Origin of the sequence: Sphingomonas sp. 35-24ZXX (assembly GCF_000786215.1) — a bacterium.
GTDB lineage: Bacteria > Pseudomonadota > Alphaproteobacteria > Sphingomonadales > Sphingomonadaceae > Blastomonas.
Window position 1 is genome coordinate 1168184 of the sequence record NZ_JROG01000003.1, and the last position, 21590, is coordinate 1189773.

8 protein-coding genes and 1 tRNA gene are annotated in these 21590 nt (G+C 65.1%); 3 read left to right on the plus strand and 6 right to left on the minus strand.

The window, feature by feature from the left end; translation table 11 throughout:
• Window positions 1–68 precede the first annotated feature (68 nt).
• Window positions 69–8789 (minus strand): hypothetical protein, encoded by an 8721-nt coding sequence (locus LI72_RS08010; protein ID WP_156139528.1) that lies wholly within the window; start codon window positions 8787–8789, stop codon window positions 69–71.
• Between the two features lie 465 nt (window positions 8790–9254).
• Window positions 9255–9330, minus strand: a tRNA-Thr gene (locus LI72_RS08015).
• Between the two features lie 211 nt (window positions 9331–9541).
• On the opposite strand from LI72_RS08015, the gene LI72_RS08020 reads away from it, so the two are divergent.
• Both LI72_RS08020 and LI72_RS08025 read left to right on the plus strand, forming a co-directional pair.
• Entirely contained in the window at window positions 9542–10969 is a 1428-nt protein-coding gene (locus tag LI72_RS08020; RefSeq protein WP_033925171.1) for a PAS domain-containing protein, read from the plus strand.
• 180 nt (window positions 10970–11149) lie between these two features.
• Entirely contained in the window at window positions 11150–15874 is a 4725-nt protein-coding gene (locus tag LI72_RS08025) for an NAD-glutamate dehydrogenase (RefSeq protein ID WP_231562400.1), read from the plus strand.
• 6 nt (window positions 15875–15880) lie between these two features.
• On the opposite strand, the gene LI72_RS19005 is transcribed toward LI72_RS08025, so the two are convergent.
• The gene (locus LI72_RS19005; protein WP_156139530.1) at window positions 15881–17191 is read right to left on the minus strand and encodes a tetratricopeptide repeat protein; all 1311 of its coding nucleotides are present in this window, start codon (window positions 17189–17191) and stop codon (window positions 15881–15883) included.
• A 16-nt stretch (window positions 17192–17207) separates the two neighbouring features.
• Here LI72_RS19005 and LI72_RS20005 point away from each other — a divergent pair, with 16 nt between their 5' ends.
• Complete coding sequence (locus tag LI72_RS20005; protein WP_156139531.1) at window positions 17208–17468, plus strand: hypothetical protein; 261 nt, start codon at window positions 17208–17210, stop codon at window positions 17466–17468.
• Here LI72_RS20005 and LI72_RS19530 read toward each other — a convergent pair.
• The 3 genes from LI72_RS19530 to typA form a co-directional block, all read right to left on the minus strand.
• Window positions 17462–17749 (minus strand): type II toxin-antitoxin system RelE/ParE family toxin, encoded by a 288-nt coding sequence (locus LI72_RS19530; protein ID WP_081984719.1) that lies wholly within the window; start codon window positions 17747–17749, stop codon window positions 17462–17464. The two genes, LI72_RS20005 and LI72_RS19530, sit on opposite strands and share 7 nt — an antisense overlap.
• Window positions 17749–17991, minus strand: coding sequence for a type II toxin-antitoxin system ParD family antitoxin (locus LI72_RS08040; protein ID WP_033925173.1), 243 nt, complete (start codon window positions 17989–17991; stop codon window positions 17749–17751). Before LI72_RS08040 ends, LI72_RS19530 begins: the two co-directional genes overlap by 1 nt.
• A 134-nt stretch (window positions 17992–18125) precedes the next feature.
• Window positions 18126–19961 (minus strand): translational GTPase TypA, encoded by a 1836-nt coding sequence (typA, locus tag LI72_RS08045; RefSeq protein WP_033925174.1) that lies wholly within the window; start codon window positions 19959–19961, stop codon window positions 18126–18128.
• Between the last annotated feature and the right edge of the window lie 1629 nt (window positions 19962–21590).

Sequence of the window (21590 nt, forward strand, 5' to 3'; positions counted from 1 at the left end):
GGGCCGCCAAGTGCAGCCGCCATCGTCACCAACGGCAACTGGTGTCTGCAGGCCCCCAACCGCTTGGGTCAGAACGCAAATCTGAGGCCTGCCTGGGCGCCATAGCGGGTGTCGGCATCGCCGCCCTCCAGGCTGGCAGCGCCGAACAGCACCAACTGCGGTGACAGCACGACATCCGCCCCCAATGCTGCGGTTGCGCGCAGCGGGGTGCGGCTTGCGCCTTCGGACACCAGCCGCAGCCCCAGGCCCTGGCCCGAACCCGCAAAGCCCGCCAATGCTGCGGTATCCTCCCCTTGGACCTGATAGCGCACGCCCAATGACAGATAGGGTTTGACCATCGAGTCCGGCTCGACACCCCCGCTGAAGTTCAATCCGGCATCGACAAACACCGCGTTCTGCCTGTCTCCTGCGACATTGAGGGCAAACGGCGTGCTACCGGTCTCGGTCGCGCGACCGCGTGTGGAGCGGATCGCGGTCATGCCGACGCTGGGCTGAACGGCCCAGTTGTCGCCCATCGCCACATTGTAGTGCGCGCTCACATCGGCGATCCAGCCTTCCAGATCGAAGCGGGCGTCAGTGCGGCCACTGGGCACGACCCGCCGGGTGACGCCGTTGCTGCCGTTATAGGCGATGGTCGCCTTCAGCCCGAAACTGCCGCTGGTCAGGCGGCCATGCACACCCGCGACGAAGCCATCCGCCTCGGTCCTGGCGCCAATGTGGCCGATCTGCTGGGTGCTGTCGACATAGCCGCCGAACACCCCGAACGCGCTTGCCTGGCTGCCGTAGCCGATCCCGCCGAGGAAGCCGAAGCCGGTCGTGCGCGCCGCCGCCGTGCCGCGTGCAGCCTGCGCCTCCAGATTGCCATAGCTGGTCAAGCCGCTGGCAAAGGTGAACAGGCCCGGCGTCGTACGGTTTGTTGCAAACGCCTGCCCGCGCCCGGCATCGGCGACCGAAAGCCCCTGATCGATACCGATATGCTGCGCGCTGGCATAGGCTTCTGCCGACACCAGGCTGAAGCCGGTGGTGCTGGCAACGCCCTGGGCGTTGATCAGCTGCGGCAGAGCGGCGCGCAGCGCGGCGGACGACTGGCCGCTGACCAGCACCGCGTTGACATAATCGATGGTGCGCTGGACCTGCGGCGAGAAGCTGGTGTCGTTGAGGAACTGACCCAGCAGCTGCACCGACCCGCCCCGCACCGCGACGAAGCCGAACAGCGTTGCTGGCTTGATGATGGTAGCGAACGTGCCGGTGACCCCGCCGGTCGTGGTGATCAGATCGATGGTCCGGCCCGGCTCGATGACCTGGTCGGCGGTCAGCTGCAATGTGGCATTGGACGCAATGCTCAGGCTGCCATTGACAACCAGCCGGTCGGAAATCGTCGGCGAGATTTCAAACACCGAAAGCGATCCGCTGCCCAGCGCAACATTGCCGTTGACCGTCATCGTGCCGGGTGAAGCCCCCGGGCTCAAAATGCCGGACACCGAAAGATTGCCATTCACCGTGCCGGCAGAACCGAAAATGGCATTGCTGCCCACGCTGATGCGGCTGGCATCGATGGTCGAACCCGCAAGACCGATCAGCCGTCCCCGGACCAGTTCGACCGTTCCCAGCGACGCGGTGTTGGCGATGGTGGCAAGGCCGTCGTTCATCGTGAACGCTTCGACACGCGCAATCGAACCGAACATGACCGGCGCGCTGGTGCTGCCGCCAGTGACCGTGATCCGGTCGGCACCCGCACCGCCGTCGACCGACCCGATGAAGCCGCCATCGACGGTCAGCTGATTGTCGCCCTGATTGAAAACGAGATCGCGCGTCAGCAGCGATGCCTGCCGCGCGATGCTGAGGGAGCCCGCAGCATCGACCCGTTCATAGACAAAGCTACCGCTGGCCAGTGCCAGCGTGCCCAGGCCTTCGGTCTGCAGCCGCTCGAACCCGGTGAACTGATCGGCCGATATTGATCGCGTTCCAGCCTGCTCGAGGATGATCGTGTCGATGCCTGCGCCGCCGCGCGCGGTGCCGGCCAGCACACCGGTCTCCGCCAGACGCAAACGATCGTTGCCGTTGCCCAGGTCGATCGTGCCGGTGACGCGTCCGCCCGATGCGATGGCCAGAAGCTTGTTGCCATCGGCAAATGCGATCGTCTCGCCACTTCCGCCGAGCGATCCTGCAACGGTCAGGCTGCCGCCCGCAAGGCCGATCTGCTCGAAGCCGGTGACGACCCCCGCCAGCGTGACCGGCGTGGTCGCCGTGAAGATCAGCGAATCCAGCCCGGTACCGCCCGAGTACACGCCCGCAGCCCGCGCGGCACCCAGCATCAGCAGGTCATCGCCGCCGCCCAGCGCGACATTGCTCAGATCGCCATCGGCGGCCACGCGCTCGATCGCGTTGGTTCCGTTGATGGCTCCGATGGTGAAGCCACCCACGGCCAGGTTGAGGCCTACGCCCGACAGGCTGACCGTCTCGAAGCTCTGCGTCAGCGCCAGCCCGAGCACGCCATTGCCATCGAGCGAGAGCCGCTCGAAGCCGGTCAGCTGACCGATGCCGCTGCGGTTGCCGTCCAGCGTCAGCGCGATGGTATCGACGCCATTGCCGCCTGCGATGCTGCCGCCCAGCCGCGCGCCTGCTGCGATACGCAAGAGATCGTTGCCATCCCTCAGGTCGGTCTGACCAAACAGGATGCCGCTGCCCGCGATGCTGATGTCTTGATCGCCCGCGCCGAAATCGATCACCCCGTCGTTGGCGAGCGTTCCAGTCACGGTGAGGGCATTGCCACCCAGCAGGATGCGCTCGAACCCGTCCACCACGCCGCTCAGCGTGACCGGACCATTGGCCGTGAATTGCAGCAAGTCGGCCCCTGCCCCGCCGAGATATTGCCCTGCAGCACTGGCTGTGCCGATCGCGAGCAGATCATTGCCGCCCGCCAGCGATACGGCACCAACGCCGCCATCGATCCGCACGACCTCTGCCGCATCCGAGCCGATCAGCGTGCCGACCGAGAACCCTCCCAGCGTTAGGTTGAGGCCTGTTCCGGCGAGGAAGATCGACTGGAAATTCTGGTCGAGGGTCAGCGTCAGCGTTCCGATGCCATCAACCGCGAGTTGCTCGAACCCGCTGCGCGCGCCGATGCCGGTGCGGTCGCCCGCGAGGCCAATCGAATACAGGTCGGTCCCCGCGCCGCCGTTGATGGTGCCGCGCTGGATCGCACCCGCTTCCAGGCGGAAGGCATCATCGCCCTCGCCCAGGTCGATGGCGCCTGCCACCGTTCCGCCCGCCGCCACCAGCAGCTGCTGCGCGCCTGCACCAAAGCTCAGCCTGTCATCCGCAGCACCCAGCGTTCCGGCCACGACCAGCCTGTTGCCGCCAAGAGCGATCTGCTCGAAACCGGTGGCGGACCCCGTCAGTACGACCGGATTGGTCGAACTGAAGCGAAGCGCATCATCGCCGGTGCCGCCAGAATAGCTTCCGCCTGCGGTCGCACTTCCAAGCGTCAGGCTATCATTTCCCGCGCCCAGCGATGCCAGCGCGATATCGCCGTCGAGCGTCAATCCCTCGTTGGCATCAGACCCGAACACTGCGCCAATGCCGAAGCCTGCGAGCCGCGCATTCAGCGATGTGCCGAACAGCTGGACGACATCGAAACTCTGATCGAGCGTCAGTGTCAGCGTACCGCTGCCATCGATCGCCAGTTGCTCGAACCCGTTGCGCGCGCCAATCCCGGTGCGGTCACCATTGAGGTTCAGCGAATACAGGTCGGTGCCAGCGCCGCCGCTGACGCTGGCCTGGTTGTTGGCCCCGGCGAGCAGGCGGAAGACATCGTCGCCGTCGCCCAGATCGATCGCACCTGCAACCGTGCCGCCTGACGCAACAACAAGCCGCTGCGCGCCCGAGCCAAAGCTGTACGCGTCGCCTGCGGCGCCCAATGTGCCTGCAACCATGAGGGTATCGCCGCGCAGCGCGATCTGTTCGAAGCCGTTGGCCGACCCTGTCAGCACAATCGCATCGGCTGCGGTGAAGCGCAGCGCGTCATTGCCCGCGCCGCCTGTATAGCTTCCCGCCGCGATGACGCTGCCGAGCGAAAGGGTGTCATTGCCGCCGCCCATCGAGGCAAAGGCGATATCGCCATCGAGCGTCAATGCCTCATTGCCGTCCGACCCGAACACCGCACCGATCGCAAAGCCCGCGAGCTGCGCGTTCAGCGACGTGCCGAGCAGCTGGACGACATCGAAGCTCTGGTCGAGCCTGAGATCGAGCAGGCCGCTTCCGGTGAGCGCCAGCTGTTCAAAGCCGCTGCGCGCGCCGATCCCGTTGCGGTTTCCGGCGAGCACGACCTGATACAGATCGATCCCCGCGCCGCCATCGACTGCGGCTGCCGAGCTTCCGGTAATCTCGACAAATGTGTCATCGCCGTCGCCCAGCAGCACGGTGCCGCCGATCGTGCCTGCGTTGATCACCACGTCCGCTCCGCCGAGCAGCGAGAGGCCGCCGGCGATCGTGCCGTTGTTGAAGATGCGCTCGCTTGAGGCGCTGCCGGTGATGGTCACGGGGCCATTGGTGCGCAAGGTCTGGCCCGCAAGCACCGTTGCGCTGCCGCCGGTGATGCCGATGGTGTCGAAGCGGAACAGGCCCGAATAGGTGACGTCGCCCGACCCCGTCTGGGTGAAGCTTTCGAAGTTGATGAACTGGTCGCCGTTGACCGCGCCGCCACCGTTGGCGTCGAGCACGAATGCATCGGTGCCGGTGCCCGCATCGACCGTTCCGATCAGGCTGGCGCTTGCCCGCTGGACGAACATGTCATCGCCCGCGCCGAGGAACACATTGCCGTCGATCAGACCGGTGTTGACGATGGTGTCTGCGCCCTCGGCCAGATTGATCGATCCGGTGATGCGGCCCGTGTTGACGATGGTGTCGGTGAATTCGCCGAACGTCTGGATGGCTGTGGCGAGGGGGACTACAGCATCGGCAGCGCGCGGCGCATTGTCAGCCGCACCCGTGATGCTGCCGTCGTTTCGCAGCGTCAGCCCGTGCTGGAACGTTGCCAGCGCGATCGACTGCGCTCCGGATGCTTCGATCAGACCGGTGGCGGTGTTGGTGATGGTCGAACCGGTCGAATGGCCTGCGTTGATCAGCACGCCGATCGCGAGCCCGCTCAACGACGATGGCCGGTTTCCGAAAAATGTCTGGCCGCCGCCATTGGCCCTTATGGTGCCGCTATTGACCAAATCCAGCGCGATGCTGCTCGTTGGCTGTGCATTTAGTTCCAGGCCGGCGCCCCCGAGCCCGGAAGCTTCGAGAATCCCGCTGTTGTTCAATGTCAGTTTCGCAGCCGCGACGTTGAACTGATCGATCCGCAGCGCCGCCCTGTTTTCAACCGCGCTGCTGATTGTTCCACTGTTGGCAATCGTAGCAATCGTGTCGGCTGTGTCGGGCAGAAATGCCAGCGAAGCGGTCACGCCGCCATTGCGGATCGTTCCCGAATTCACAAAACGGAATGTCGAAAGTTCAGTCCCCAAGAGTGACATGGCAGACGCAAAGCCGCCCGTGGTGACAATTCCACTGTTTTCAACGTTCAAGCTGCCGGTTGCACCCACGGCGATGGCAATCCGGTTGGTCAGGGCCTGCGTGCCGACATTTCCGCTGTTAACTAGCTGACGGGTCGCTAGCCCGACAAACCCCAACGTTCCACTGTTGGTCAACGAACTCAGCTGCACTTCGTTTGACGAAACGAACCCGCCAGAATTTGTCAATCCAGTGAGACCTGCAGTCGTGGAGGCTGTGTTAACGATCGAGCCATTTCCGCTGACAAAAATGTTGGTTGAAAGTGGCGCGTCGGCGTTGATGGTGACGGTCGTATCCGAGCCAAAAGCTTCAACAGCAAACGCTTCGAAATTGACCGCCGGAATGGCACCCAGCGTCACGGTCCCGTTGGATGTGCGCGAATAGCCATAGATGTCGAACCCGGCACCGCCGTTGATCGTACCGGTGACACCGCGAACTCCATCGACTTCAAAGAACAGATCGCTGCCTGAGCCGAACAGCAGATTGCCGTTCAGCGTCCCGCCGCGCGAGATGTAAGTCCCGGGCGATGGCGAGGGTCCAAACTGGGCGAAGCCCATGTTGACATCGCCGATAATCTGTCCGGCATTGATGATCTGCCCGCCGCCCATTTGAATGGCAGTACGTCCTGGGGCCGCTGCAATCGTGGCCCCGGCCAGATTGGTGATCCTTGCAGACGTCGTCCCCACGACCGCGGTACCGCCAGTGCTGGTGATCGAACCAGAGTTGATCAGCACGCCTGCAGACGGAAGTTCGACCGCCGTTCCGCCGACATTGATCGTGCCGGAGTTTGTGACCGACGCAACGTTGACGACGCCCTGCGCAGCGCGCCCGCCAGCGATCTGTGTCAGCGAACCGGTGTTGGTGAAGGACCTGGCATCGCGCACGCCAATGCCGCCGCTCAGCGAAATGCTGCCCGTGTTGGTGACGGCATTTCCGCCGGCAATGGCGACCAGGGGACTGAATATGGTGGCTGCCATATCGCGCAAGGTGATGGTGCCGAGGTTTGTGAACGTATCCATCGACCCCAGCGCAACCACGCCGAAGGGAAAGCTGTTCTGGTCAGACCGGGTGAGCGAGAGGTTGCCGCGACTGGTGATCGCCAGCTGACTTGGAGTGCTGCTGAACCCACCCGGAGCAAGCAGGCTCTGGCGCTGGATGGCTGGCGTGGTGATCGTTGCAATGTCGACATTGATATCGACCGTTCCGTTTCCAGCAAGGCTCAGGCCCGTGCTGGCCACGCCGCTGCGGGTCAGAACCAGCCTGGCGTTGTTGTACAGTTCGTAGCCGATATCGTCGAAGCCGGCGACCGTGTCGAACGATGCCGAGCCGTCAGCCCGGACGCGGTAGCGCAAGACCGATTGGTTGGCTGTCACCGTCCCGTTGATCCCGGCAAAACGCCCGGTCCCCGGATTGACCAGTTCCGTGATCAGGGCATCGCTGCGGCCGAGCGTCAGGTTTCCGTTCAATACGCCGCCGACCTCGGCAAAATACCGCCCGAAGCTGGTTGCGCTGGGGAATTGCCCTACCAGGCTCACATTGCCGTTGATGACGCCGGCGTTGGTGACCGATGCGTTGGCGATCGCGAACGAGGGTGCAATCGCTGCCGTACCGCCGGTTATCACCGCGCCTGCCCTGTTCTCGAGCCTGCCGCCGAACCCCAGGCTCACCCCGGTGACCGTTCCGCTGATCGCGCCGGTGTTGACGAAGACGCTGTTGCCAAACACCAGCCCGGTGGTTGCGCCAGCAATCGTGCCGCTATTGGACCAGTCGGAGCCGAATGATCCAGATAGATCCACCGCCGTACCGCCCGTCGAACGGATCGTGCCGCTGTTGCTGAAACGGGGCCCGAACACGCGCAGTGCATTGCCAGCAGCGGTAATCGTGCCGGAATTGGTAAAGGCGCCTTGGGAAAGCGACACACCGTCCCCGGCGAGGCCGATCGTGCCCGTATTGGTGAAGCTGCTGGCAGACGAAAGCTGGATGCCGAACTGGTTCGGTATCGCGGTCGTCGTGCGAAGCGTGCCTTCATTGACGATCGCGGGGCTCAGAACCGACCCGCCGGAAACCAGAACCTGGCCAGCCGCGGCGATGGTGCCACGGTTGACCAAAGTGCCGCCGCCGCCGATCACGATCGTGGCGCTATCGGTATAGGTCGGCGCTAGCGTGACCGTCGCGCCGGTGTCGGTGGTGATGCCCAGCCGCTCGAAGCCGGTTGGCAGCGTGAAGCGGGTGCTGACGGTGTGGATCCCGGCAAAGACCACTTCCAACGTGTCGGTGCCGCCGCCGCCGTTGATCGTGCCGCTGATTCCGGTCGTGAAGCTCGAATTGCCGGCATAGCGGGCAACCAGCAGGTCGTTGGTGCCGCCGAAGGTGACATTGCCCTGGATGGCCCCGCCACGGTTGTCGATGCTGCTACTGGATTGCTGGCCGAGGGCCGCGTTGACGATGATGTTGCCCGTGATCGTGCCGCTGTTGGTCAGGTTCAGCGATTCACCGGCAACAATGGCCGCATTGCTCACGCTGGAAATGACACCGCCAGCCGCATTGGTAATCTGAACCCGCGCCGCGTTTACGGCGGTGCCCGAGCCAGTGTTGAGCAGCGATCCGCTATTGGTGATCTGATAAGAAGCGGGCGGATTGGCCAATGTAGACACAGCATTGGTTGACCGGATGATACCTGAGTTGGTCAGTGTGGGGAAGAATGCAGAACTGCCCTGGGGCTGCTGGAAATTGATGGCGGCGTTGCTGCCACCGTTGATCGTGCCGGCATTGTCGAGCCGCAAGACCATGCCACTGATGGCGCCGATCAAGCCCGTACTGCGATTGGTAACGGATTCGAAATAGGCCAGATTGGAATTCTGCGACGCCAAGGCAATCCCGCTGGAGCCCGTGATCGTTCCGGCATTGTCGACGGTCGCGATCGCCCGCCCGAAAATGTTTCCGCTCGAGGTGCCGAGCAGCACGCCGGTCTGTCCGGTCACGCTGGCACCGCGCGACACGGTCAGCGCCAGCCTGAGTTCGTTTCCGGAGAAGGTGGGGCTGGACACCGGGGTGCCCGAGAAGGCGCCGATGCCCGACTGCGATCCACCCAGGACGTTGCCATTGACGGTGACGGTCGATGTCCGGAAGGCCGGTTGCGACAAGGGTATGTCGATGAGGATTGCCGGCCGAACGGTGGCCGAAACGGTGGCGCCAGCATCGACGCGAACGGTCGTGGTGTTGGTGTTGACCATAATGCCATTGGCGTCCGTGCCGCCGCAGACCGTGGTTTCATTCGGCCGCGTCGGATCAGGCGCACATTGCGCAAAGGCCGGGGAGCACAGGCTAGCGCTGACAGCCGCGAGGCTCACGCCATAAAAGAAACACCGCACTGCTGCGGTGTGCGCGACCTGACGACCCATAGAATCCCCCGTACTGAAATCAAGGTAATAAAAGGGTGTAGTGGATGCAGGAGATTCTCAAATCCATGTCAATTTGACTGTATCTCGTAAAAAACCCTCTCGGACGTGATCCAATTCCCAGGCCTCTGCTTTTCACATCGCCTGGCTCAGGATTTGGCGCAATCCGGCTTAATGCGGAGCGGCTTGACGGCCAATGGCATTTGAGCTGCGGGCCTGTTTCGCCCCAGCAAGCACCCACGAACGCCCCAAGCCGGAACGCCTTTCCGCTGGGAACTTCTGCTCTGCCTTGTGAAAAGGTGGTGCCGCTTACGTGACTCGAACACGTGACCCCATCATTACGAATGATGTGCTCTACCAACTGAGCTAAAGCGGCGCGGGCCTGAGTTTGGCCGGTGCGAGGCGTGCCGTTATCAGCAGCGCGGGCAGGATGCAAGACGCCTTGCGCGTAACAACGCGCGAAGACGGGCATCGTGCCTCACCGCTTGCATTGTCCATCTGGCTAACGCTTTCAGGGGCTTGAATTAACCCTAGTTTTACCTCCTTGCGAGACATTGCCCAAGTTGAACACGAATTGGGACCAAGGCATGGATACTCTGCGCGGATATCGCGATGGCGCGAACGGCCATGACGACGCAGACGCTGCCGAGCAGGCAATGGCTGCGGCGGAATGCGATGACGAGGCGCTGATGGACCCACCCCAGTCCTTCGGCAGTGACGAGCGGCGCATGCATGTGCGCGCCTACAACTACTGGGCCAAATTGCTGGGAAGCCGCGTATTTCCGTCGATCGAGGATCTCGATCCGGAGAATATCGAGGATTTCGGACCGCACAGCGTGCTGCTCGATTTCACCTCGGGCATCGAAAATCCGGCCATCCCGTTCATCGGCAAGGCGCTGCGCGAGGAGAGCGATCTTCCCGAAGCGATCGCCTATCTGGACGAGGTCCCGGGCCGGTCGCTGCTGTCGCGAATCACCGATCACTACATGCAGATCTTGGCCAACCAGGCACCGATCGGCTTCGAGGCCGAATATGTGAACGATCGCGGATCGACGATCATGTATCGCGGCATCCTGCTGCCCTTCTCCACCGACGATGACACCATCGATTTCGTCTATGGCGTGATCAACTGGAAGGAACTGGCGGACCGGGCGCTGACCGAAGAGCTGATCCTGCAGATCGACGAAGCGGTCAAGCAGGCCCCGCGCAAGCCCGCCCTGCCGGTGTGGGAAGACGATCCCGCCCAGATCCTGGCACCCGGCGAAATCGGGATCGATCCGATGGACGAACCGCTGCCGCTCGATGGCTATGCGATGTTCGACGATGTTGCAGACGGGCTGATCGAGATCGGCTTTGGCGGCGATGCCAGCGAGCCTGCGGTCAATGCCTTCCCGGCGGTCGCGCTGCCCGGCGGCGATACCGCGCTGGCCGACCTGCTCGATTATGCTCGCGCCCATGTCGAAGCCGCGCTGGCGAGCGACGAGCGTTCGCGCATCGCATTGTACGCTGCGATCGGCCGCGCCTATGATTTTGCGCTCGCCGCGCGCGGGCGTCCCGACGATTACGCGGCCCTGCTCAGCGAAAGCGGCATTACCGCCCAGGCACGCGCGCCGATGACGCCGCTGGTCAAGCTGGTCTTCGGGGCGAGCTATGACAAGACGCGCCTGGCCGAATATGCTTGCGTGCTGAGCCATGCGATGCGGCGCGATGTGCCGCGCGGCGGCCTCGCCGATATGCTGATGCAGCAGGTCGGTGGCCTCAAGGCCATCGTGCAGATCGAACGCCGCGCCAAGCGCGCACGCGAGGAAGGCGCAGAGGCACTGTGTCGCAAGCACGAGACTCGCCAGAAGTTGCGCACCAGCCCGTCTACCCCGATTGCATCGGTGGACATCGGCGATGCGGAATTTGCCGTGCTGGTGGCGCGCCGCAATGCCGATGGCGTGCTGGGCGTGATCGGCATGATGGATGAAAACGATCCGCTGGCCGACCGCATCCTGCGCAAGCTGGCCGGCTAGGTTGATCGCGCCGCCCTGGCGACCGTAACATTTAATCGATCAGTTGAAAGAAAATTACGTGATTCTGGCGCCAGCCCCCGGCTGTGCGCTTGAGAAGCCGCGCCCGATGGCGCATAAGCCGGGGCAGCAGACCCCATAGAGATGCGCCAATTCAGCGCGCACAAGGGGCAAGAGGAACAGATGGCCGACACCCCGAATGCAGCGTCTGATGCAGACGCCCCGTCCAGCGTAACTTCCACCTCCACCCCCTTTGCCGACCCGCAGTTGCACGACCGCTTGCGCGCCGTGCTCAGCGAAGCCTTTTTCAGGGGCGCCCTGCCCGGCGAGAACGAAGGCTTCGACGAAGCCGCGCGCACCGAGGCTGCGGAATTCGCGCTCAAGGCGATGGCTCGCCGCCCCTCGGTCGATACCGTGCTGCTGATCGAATCCATCCCGGGACAGGCCGGCCACCGGCACATGCGGCTGGCGATCATCAACGATGACATGCCGTTTCTGGTCGACTCTATCGCTGCAACGATCTCCCGCTTCGGGCTTGCGATCGACCGCGTGATCCACCCGGTGGTGGCGCTGCGCCGCGATGCCGACGGGCTGCTCAACGAGATCTATACCGACGAGGCCCCCGGCGAGCGCCGCGAGTCCGTGGTGTATCTGGAGGTCGAGCGTGCCGATGCGCGCCAGCGCAAGGCGCTGGAAGCAGCGCTGCTGGCAGCGATGGCCGATGTCCGCGCGGCCGTCACCGACTGGCCGATGCTGCAGGCCGCGATGCAGGCCGATGCCGCCGCGATGACCGATGGCGAGGGCGCGGCGCTGTTGCGCTGGTTCCTCGACCGCAACATGACGCAGCTGGCGTATCTGCGCTATCGCCGCGATGGAGCGACCGAAGGCGCGCTGGGGCTGGCGCGGATGGGCGGCAGCGACCGCCAGCTGCTTGCCGCGCATTCGTTCGAACAGGCCTTCGCCTGGTTCGAAAGCGGCAAGGCATCGCCGCTGATCATCAAGTCCAATTTCATCTCGACCGTCCATCGCCGCGCGCCGCTGGACCTCGTCATCCTGCCGATCTGGGAGGATGGCCGCGTCGCCGCGCTCTCCGTGCATGGCGGCATCTGGACCAGCGCTGCCCTGGCTGCGGCCCCCGAGCGCGTGCCGGTGCTGCGCGCGCATCTCAAGATCCTGATGGACAAGTTCGGCTTTGCCCCCAACGGCCATGCCGGCAAGGCGCTGTCGCACGCGCTGACCGCGCTGCCGCACGATCTGCTGATCGCGTTCAGCCTGGAAAATCTGGAGCGGGTCGCGCTGACCGCGATGTCGCTCGCCGATCGCCCCCGCTCGAAGCTGGTCACCGTCCAGTCTTCGCTGAAGCGCCATCTGTTCGTCTTTGCCTGGCTGCCGCGCGACGAGGTATCCACCGGACGCCGCGTCGCGATCGAACGGATGCTCACCGAAGCATCGGGCGGCAAGACGCTGAGCTGGTCGATCTCGCTGGAGGACGGGGAAATCGCGCTGCTGCGCTATGTGCTCGATCTGCGCGACGGCGGCAGCATGGTCGACGACTCAGCGCTCGATGCGGCGCTGCGCGCGATGGTCCGCGGCTGGGAGCCTTCGGTCGAAGAGGCGCTGATCGCGCTGGGTGAAGACAGCCGCGCGCCGGCGCTGGCCAGCCGCTACGCCCCGCAATTCCCGATGGCCTATCGCAGCGATTGCGGGCCGCGCGAGGCGGCGCTCGATATCCTGCGCCTGCGCGATCTCGACAGTCCGGACCGGCATGCCGCGCGGCTCTACCGCCGCGCCGACGACGATGCCCAGCACATGCGGCTGAAGCTCTACAGCCTTACGGGCGCAATTCCGTTGTCGGAAACCGTGCCCGCGCTCGAGAATTTCGGTTTCGACGTTCTCGAAGAGGTTCCGACCCAGCTTGGCAGGGATGACAGCGGCCATATCCACGATTTCCTGCTGCACTTGCGCGGCCAGGGCGATACCGAAGCGCTGATGCTGCGCGCGGGTGCGATCGAGGCCGCGATTTCGGGCACGCTGGAAGGCAAGGCAGAGAACGATCCGTTCAACCGCCTGATCGCCGCCACCGGGCTCGAACAGCGCGCGGTGATCTGGCTGCGCGCCTGGTACCGGTATCTGCGCCAGGCCGGCCTGCCTTACGGCATCGGCACCGTGGTCGATGCGCTGCACGACGCACCGGGCGTTGCGCATGCTCTGGTCGCCATGTTCATCGCGCGGCACGACCCGGCGTTCACCGGAGACCGCGAAGCGGCGACACAAGCCAATCTGGCCGCCATCAACAGCGGGCTGACCCAGGTTTCGGCGATCGATGACGACCGCCTGCTGCGCATGTTCCGCGCGCTGGTGATGGCCATCTTGCGCACCAACGCCTTTGCGCCCGCCGCTTCGCTGGCGATGGTGATGAAGATCGACAGCGCCAAGGTGCCGGGCCTGCCCGCGCCGCTCCCCTGGCGCGAGATGTTCGTCTATTCGCCGCAGGTCGAAGGCATCCATCTGCGCGCAGGACCTGTCGCGCGTGGCGGCCTGCGCTGGTCCGACCGGCGTGACGACTTCCGCACCGAGGTGCTCGGCCTGATGAAGGCACAGCGCGTGAAGAACGCGGTGATCGTGCCGACCGGCGCGAAGGGCGGTTTCTTCCCCAAGCAGCTGCCCGATCCCGCAGCCGACCGCGAAGGCTGGCTCAACGGCGGCAAGGATGCCTACAAGACCTTCATCCGCACCCTGCTGTCGATCACCGACAACATCGTCGACGGCAAGGTCGTCCACCCCGACAGCGTCGTGGTGCATGATGGCGAGGACCCGTATTTCGTGGTTGCCGCCGACAAGGGCACCGCCACCTTCTCCGACACCGCCAATGGCATCGCGGCCGAGTTCAACTTCTGGCTGGGCGATGCATTCGCCTCAGGCGGCAGCCAGGGCTATGACCACAAGGCGATGGGGATCACCGCCAAGGGCGGCTGGGTCTCGGTGCAGCGGCACTTTGCCGAAATGGGCGTCGATGTGCAGAACGACCCTGTGCGCGTCGCCGGCTGCGGCGACATGTCGGGCGACGTGTTCGGCAACGGCATGCTGCTGTCGAAGGCGATCAAGCTGGTCGCCGCGTTCGACCACCGCCACATCTTCCTCGACCCCGATCCCGATGCTGCCAAGAGCTGGGAAGAGCGCAGCCGCATGTTCGCGCTGCCCCGTTCCAGCTGGGACGATTACGACAAGGCGCTGATCTCGAAGGGCGGCGGCGTGTTCGCGCGCTCGATGAAGGCGATCCCGCTGTCGGCCGAGGTCAAGGCGATGCTCGGTCTCGACATGGACGAGATCGAACCGGCAGCGCTCATTTCCGCGATCCTGCGAGCTGAGGTCGACCTGTTGTGGTTCGGCGGCATCGGCACGTACATCAAGGCTGCGTCGGAGAACAATATCGACGTGGGCGACCCCTCCAACGACCCGCTGCGCATCAACGCCGAACAGCTGCGCTGCAAGGTGGTGGGCGAAGGCGCCAACCTGGGCGTCACCCAGGCGGCGCGCATCGCCTTCTCGATGCTGGGCGGGCGGATCAACACCGACTTCATCGACAACTCCGCTGGCGTCGATTGCTCGGACAACGAGGTCAACATCAAGATCGGTCTCGATGCGGTGATGCGCGCAGGCATGCTCGACGAGCCTTCGCGCAACGCGTTGCTGGCCTCGATGACCGATGACGTCTCGACGCTGGTGCTCGAAGACAACCGCCTGCAGGCGCTGGGTCTTTCGATTGCCGAGCGCGCGGGCGTCGCTGCCCTGCCCTCGTACCTCCGTCTGATCGAGAATTTCGAGGAACAGGGCCGGCTCGACCGCAAGGTCGAGGGGCTGGCGGACAACGCCACGTTCAAGCGCCGCGCGCAGGAGGGCCATGGCCTCACCCGGCCCGAGCTGGCCGTGCTGCTGTCGACCGCCAAGCTGACGCTGCAGGATGCGATCGAGCGCATCCCGCTTGCCGATGATCCGACGATGCGGCCCGAGCTGCTCGCCGCCTTCCCGCCGCAGATGCGCGAGGCCTATGGCGATGTGCTGATGCAGCACCAGCTGCGCGGCGAGATCATCGCCACCAAGCTTGCCAACCGCATGATCAACCGGTTGGGCCTGATCCATCCGTTCGAGCTGGCGGAAGAGGAAGGCTGCACTCTGGGCGATGTCGCCTGCGCCTTCATCGCGGCCGAGCGGCTGTTTGCCCTGCCCGCGATCTGGGCGGAGTTCGACCATGCGCAGATGGACGAGCAGGTCCGGCTGATGCTGTTCGATGCCACCGCCAACATCGTGCGCGTGCACATCGCCGACGTGCTGCGCGCCAGTGCCGACGGCCTGATGCCCGGCGCGATCGTCGCCGCGCTCAAGCCCGGTGTCGATGCGCTGATCGCGGGCATGGACGATCTGCTCAACGCCGAGGCCCGGTTGCAGGCGGCGCGCCAGGCACAGGATCTGACCGCGATGGGAGCACAGCCCACCCATGCTGCGCATATCGTGCGGCTGACCGGGCTCGACGGCGCGGCGGGCCTTGCCAACCTTGCCAGCCACAGCGGCACCGGACCGCTGCCGCTGACCCAGGCGTTTGCCGATCTGGGCGCGACCCTGGGGCTCGACTGGACGCAGATGACCGCGGCGCGCATGTCGCCCAGCGATCCGTGGGAACGGCTGCTGGTCTCGGGCCTGGCCCGCGACTTCCAACAGATGCGCCTCGACTTCCTCGCCCGCGGCCCGGGCGGCGACCCGCAGGCGTTCGTCACCCAATGGACCGAGGCCAACCTGCCACGGATCAAGCAGTTCCGCACCCTGGTCGACAGGGCAAGGATGGACGCCGCGCCCAGCGTGGCGATGCTCGCCCAGATCGCCAGCCAGGCGCGGATCCTGCTGGGGCGGTAGGAGGGGTTAGAATGAGGCGGGCGGTTGCAATCCGGCAATCGACCGCTGCACCGTCGCAAGGTCGCGGGCAAACCCCGGATGGTCGGGCCAGCGCACCGCAAGCGTCGCCATAACGCGCTCGGCGGCGCGGTAATGGTTCAAGGCGCTCGCCGTGTCCCCCTCGGCTTCCGCCAGTTGACCCAGCTTGCCGTTTGCCCCCCACAGGTCACGCTGCCAATCGGCATTGCCAGGCTCCTGCGACGCAAGACGCTCTCTGATCGCAAGCCCGGAGGAAAAGCGATCCCGAGCCGCTGACAGATTGCCCGCCGCAACCTCGACATCGCCCAGCCGGTCATAGCTCACCGACAGGTCATGCTGCCACCCGGCATTGCCAGGCTCCTGCGACGCAAGACGCTCTCTGATCGCAAGCCCGGGGGCAAAGCGATCCCGCGCCGCTGACAGATTGCCCGCCGCAACCTCGACATCGCCCAGCCGATCATAGCTCACCGACAGGTCACGCTGCCACTCCGCATTGCTAGGCTCCTGCGACGCAAGACGCTCGGCTATCGCAAGTGCCGCTTCAAATTCAGACCTTGCCTCGCCAAGAGCACCTTCGATCAGCAGGATGTTCCCGAATTCGTTATGCAGAACACCGCGATCGCGTTCATCGACAGCCTGTTGCACGGCGATTTCAAAGCAGGTGCGCGCGGCTACCAGTCCTTCATAGTTGGCACGCAGGCGACCAAGTTCGATCCAGGCCCAGACATCCGATGGATCAAGTTCCACCGCTGTTTGATAGGCCTCCATCGCCCGGCCCAGCGCATATGGCGCCAAGAGGCGGGCCGCCTGCTTCGCTCGCCGCGCATCTCGGATCTTGCCCACGTTTACCTCGGCCAGCAGCGCCTCTGCCGCAGCAATCGGATGACCGCCGACCGCCTGCTCGGCGATCACAATGTCGGCTTCATCTGGCGAGGCGGCAAGCTGCTCCACGGTTGCGACAAAGGCCCGCGCACTGGCGTCCGAAACGGCTTCATTTCGGGCAAACTGCTCGGCAATCTGTTTAAGCTGGTCTTCTATGCCGTCGAAGCGCTGCTGGACCCGATCGTCCAAGGCGGAAAACGATTTGTTCTGGTGAACGCGATCCGCCTTGCCCCGCGCTTCCGAATAGGGCTTTGGGCCAAAAAGCTGGAACACTGATGCCGCAAATCCGAGTCCGGCGGCAATTGCGGCAATCAGAGAAAACAGGTCAGAACCACTGACGATCCAGAGACCAATATCTGTCCACCCAGGGTTGTCCGGTGGCTTGGGAATACTGGAGCGTGCGGTTTGCACGGACACAAGCCCCCCTCCCAACATGACGGAGAGCTTGCCAGAAAGTGCTGTAACCCAGCGTGTCCAGTTAGTCGCTGCCGCCACTCATCACCCCTTTACCTACGTTATAGTTGGCAAAGAAAATGAAATGCGAGTCCTTTCTGTGGATGATCAAGGAAATGATACCGGCGTCATTGGATCAATGCCAGCCCTAAGCCGCTTCCTTCTTCCGGCTCTGCTTCTTGAACTCGTTCGGGTCGAAAAAGCGCTTGCCAGGATGGAGGTCCTTGGACGCGATCAATGATTGATCCTGTCTTCGCTGCCATGGCGGACACGCTGCACAAATATGCCCTCGCCATCGATCCGGTATGCGATCAGGTGCGCCTGGCATGGATTTACCCGTGTGCCATGCCGAAGTTCGGGCCGTTCCCGCGCGGCGCGTGGAAACTCGGCCAGAAATTCGAATGCGAGGATCAGACCATCGCGATAGGCCATGGCCTGATCAACGCCATGGGTTTCGACGGTGTAGCGGGCAATGGCGGCAAGGTCCCGTTCCGCAGCCTTTGACAGCCTGTAGCCCGGCATCAGCCGGTCTTGCTGCGCCCAATGGCCTCGTCGAAAATCTGTTCCACCGTGAGCGAACCGGCCCCGCCGGCCTCGGCTTCATCGACCAGCCGCTGCATCGCGGCAATCTTGTCGGCACGTTCCTGATCGCGGCGGATCAGATCGCGGACATAGTCGCTCGCATTGCTGTAGCGCCCCGTCTGGGCCTGCCCTTCCACCCAGGATTTCATTGCAGCCGGCAGGGACACGTTCATCGTTGCCATGGTTCACCTCTGGATGAGAGCATGGCGCTTTGGCAAAGATTGTCAACAATCGGCATGCGCGGCCTGCGGCATCACGAAAAAAGGGCCGATGCATTGCTGCACCGGCCCCATGATGTCTTCGCGGGAAAAGAAGCTTACGCCGCTTCCTTCTTCCGGCTCTGCTTCTTGCGCTCGTTCGGATCGAGGAAGCGCTTGCGCAGGCGGATGTTCTTGGGCGTCACTTCGACCATTTCATCGTCGTCGATGTACGCAATGGCCTGTTCCAGGCTCATCAGACGCGGCGGCGTGAGGCGGATGGCGTCGTCCTTGCCGGTCGAACGGAAGTTCGTCAGCTGCTTCGACTTCATCGGGTTGACTTCAAGGTCATCGGGCTTGGCATTTTCGCCGATGATCATGCCTTCATAGACCGGCACGCCCGAGCCGAGGAACAGCACGCCGCGATCTTCCAGCGCGTTGAGCGCATAGCCCACGGTGTCGCCGGTGCCGTTCGAGATCAGCACGCCGAGCTGACGCCCGGTGATCTGGCCCTTGTACGGTCCGTACTTTTCGAACAACCGGTTCATGATGCCGGTGCCGCGCGTGTCCGACAGGAACTCGCCGTGATAGCCGATCAGGCCACGCGACGGTGCGCTGAAGGTGATGCGGGTCTTGCCGCCGCCCGAGGGACGCATGTCGGTCATCTCGGCCTTGCGCTGCGCCATCTTCTCGACGACCGTGCCCGAATGCTCGTCGTCCACATCGATGACGACGGTTTCATAAGGCTCGGTACGCGCACCGCTTTCGTCTTCGCCGAACAGCACGCGCGGACGCGAGATGCCGAGCTCGAAGCCTTCGCGGCGCATCGTCTCGATCAGCACGCCCAGCTGCAGTTCGCCGCGACCGGCGACCTCGAAGCTGTCCTTGTCGGCCGATTCGGTGATCTTGATCGCGACGTTCGATTCGGCTTCGCGCATCAGGCGATCGCGGATCATGCGGCTGGTCACCTTGGTGCCCTCGCGACCCGCAAACGGGCTGTCGTTCACCGCAAAGCGCATCGACAGCGTCGGCGGATCGATCGGCTGCGCGTGCAGTGGCTCGGTGACCGAAGGCTCGCAGATGGTGTTGGCAACGGTCGCGGTGGTCAGGCCCGCGATCGAGATGATGTCGCCGGCGTTGGCGACATCCACCGGAACGCGCTCAAGACCACGGAACGCCATGATCTTGGATGCACGGCCGGTCTCGACGATCGCGCCTTCGGGATCGAGCGCATGGATCTGCTGGTTGGTCTTGACCGAGCCCGAGAACACCAGACCGGTCAGGATGCGGCCGAGGAAGTTGTCGCGGTCGAGCAAAGTCACGAGGAACTTGAACGGACCATCGGGGTCCGCCGACGGCGCGGGCACATGCTCGACGATCTTCTTGAACAGCGGCTCCAGCGTGCCTTCGCGGACATCGGGCGAATCGCCGCAATAGCCGTTGCGGCCCGAGGCGAAGAGCACCGGGAAATCGAGCTGCTCGTCATTGGCTTCGAGGCTGACGAAGAGGTCGAACACTTCGTCGAGCACTTCCTGCGGGCGGCCGTCGGGACGGTCGATCTTGTTGACGACGACGATGGGCTTGAGGCCCAGCGCCAGCGCCTTTCCGGTGACGAACTTGGTCTGCGGCATCGCGCCTTCGGCTGCGTCGACCAGAAGGATCACGCCGTCGACCATCGAGAGGATGCGCTCCACTTCGCCGCCGAAGTCGGCGTGGCCCGGGGTATCGACGATGTTGACGCGGGTCAGGTTGCCCTGCTGGTCGTCCCATTCGATCGAGGTGCACTTGGCCAGAATGGTGATGCCGCGCTCTTTTTCGAGATCGTTCGAATCCATCGCGCGTTCTTCGACGCGCTGGTTGTCGCGGAAGGTGCCCGACTGGCGGAAAAGCTGGTCAACAAGGGTGGTCTTGCCATGATCGACGTGCGCGATGATGGCGATATTGCGAAGGGACATGAAAGATAGCCTGTGTCAGGGGATTGTCGGGGCACACCGATCCCCGGCACGCCACTCTCGCCGCGCCCATAGCTCAAGCCTTGCTGCGGCGCAACAACTAGCGCGTGGGGGGTGGGGTGCGTCGAGAGACAGCGCAACGCCTCTCCCCTCCCGCCTGCGGGAGGGGTGGCCGAAGGCCGGGGTGGGCCAGCGACCGTTCGTACGCTTCGCCTACCCTGGTCCGGCAAGCCGGGTGCTGTTCCTGCCCACCCCGGTCCGGCAAGCCGGGTGCTGTTTCAGGCCCACCCCGGTCCGGCAAGCCGGACCTGCCCCTCCCGCCTGCGGGAGGGGAGAGAGAAGCGCGGCTGACCCACCTCCGCTCATCCCTGAAACAAGTTCAGGGCAGGCTCTGAGCCGCGGGCTTCAGCCCGCGAAGTCGAAGGACCCGCGCCCACGCTGGCCGCATAGCGGGGCCTTCGACAAGCTCAGGCTGAGCGGAAGGGGGGGGGGGGGGGGGGGGGGGGGGGGGGGGGGGGGGGGGGGGGGGGGGGGGGGGGGGGGGGGGGGGGGGGGGGGGGGGGGGGGGGGGGGGGGGGGGGGGGGGGGGGGGGGGGGGGGGGGGGGGGGGGGGGGGGGGGGGGGGGGGGGGGGGGGGGGGGGGGGGGGGGGGGGGGGGGGGGGGGGGGGGGGGGGGGGGGGGGGGGGGGGGGGGGGGGGGGGGGGGGGGGGGGGGGGGGGGGGGGGGGGGGGGGGGGGGGGGGGGGGGGGGGGGGGGGGGGGGGGGGGGGGGGGGGGGGGGGGGGGGGGGGGGGGGGGGGGGGGGGGGGGGGGGGGGGGGGGGGGGGGGGGGGGGGGGGGGGGGGGGGGGGGGGGGGGGGGGGGGGGGGGGGGGGGGGGGGGGGGGGGGGGGGGGGGGGGGGGGGGGGGGGGGGGGGGGGGGGGGGGGGGGGGGGGGGGGGGGGGGGGGGGGGGGGGGGGGGGGGGGGGGGGGGGGGGGGGGGGGGGGGGGGGGGGGGGGGGGGGGGGGGGGGGGGGGGGGGGGGGGGGGGGGGGGGGGGGGGGGGGGGGGGGGGGGGGGGGGGGGGGGGGGGGGGGGGGGGGGGGGGGGGGGGGGGGGGGGGGGGGGGGGGGGGGGGGGGGGGGGGGGGGGGGGGGGGGGGGGGGGGGGGGGGGGGGGGTGGTGGCATTTCAAGCGTTCAGCAAAAAACCTTACGGTCTGGAAGCGACCCCATAGCGGACGTTGCGTGATGCTATCTTAAATGGCAGTAAGGAACGATGCCCCACTCTCTACAGATCGTTGCGACTAATATCCTTTATTATCATGAAGCCGACGAGCGTGCCTTTTTTGAGTGGCTAGATAGGATGGCCTTCGTTGAGGAATACTATGGGCAGGTCAGAGATTTGTTCATCAACTTCAATCGACTGCCGACGGACGACGATATGGCGGAGATCATCGGATTCTGTCGCCGATACGGCGTTGACATGGCTCAGCTTGCCAAGTTTGAGACGCCTGAGAACACCGCTTGGCTACGTAATCCTGACATGGTTTGGTGCCGAGAAATATTTGGCAATGCGAGCTAGGTAACCGGCAGTTTTCCACCCATTTCCCGCCAACAGCACCACCAACCCCCTGCCCCAATAGCAGCCCCC

Coding starts and splice junctions, on each gene's coding strand:
- LI72_RS08010 (WP_156139528.1), bottom strand. CDS start 8,789: ATGGTCAACACCAACACCACGACCGTTCGCGTCGATGCTGGCGCCACC.
- LI72_RS08020 (WP_033925171.1), top strand. CDS start 9,542: ATGGATACTCTGCGCGGATATCGCGATGGCGCGAACGGCCATGACGAC.
- LI72_RS08025 (WP_231562400.1), top strand. CDS start 11,150: ATGGCCGACACCCCGAATGCAGCGTCTGATGCAGACGCCCCGTCCAGC.
- LI72_RS20005 (WP_156139531.1), top strand. CDS start 17,208: ATGACGGAGAGCTTGCCAGAAAGTGCTGTAACCCAGCGTGTCCAGTTA.
- LI72_RS19530 (WP_081984719.1), bottom strand. CDS start 17,749: ATGCCGGGCTACAGGCTGTCAAAGGCTGCGGAACGGGACCTTGCCGCC.
- LI72_RS08040 (WP_033925173.1), bottom strand. CDS start 17,991: ATGGCAACGATGAACGTGTCCCTGCCGGCTGCAATGAAATCCTGGGTG.
- typA (WP_033925174.1), bottom strand. CDS start 19,961: ATGTCCCTTCGCAATATCGCCATCATCGCGCACGTCGATCATGGCAAG.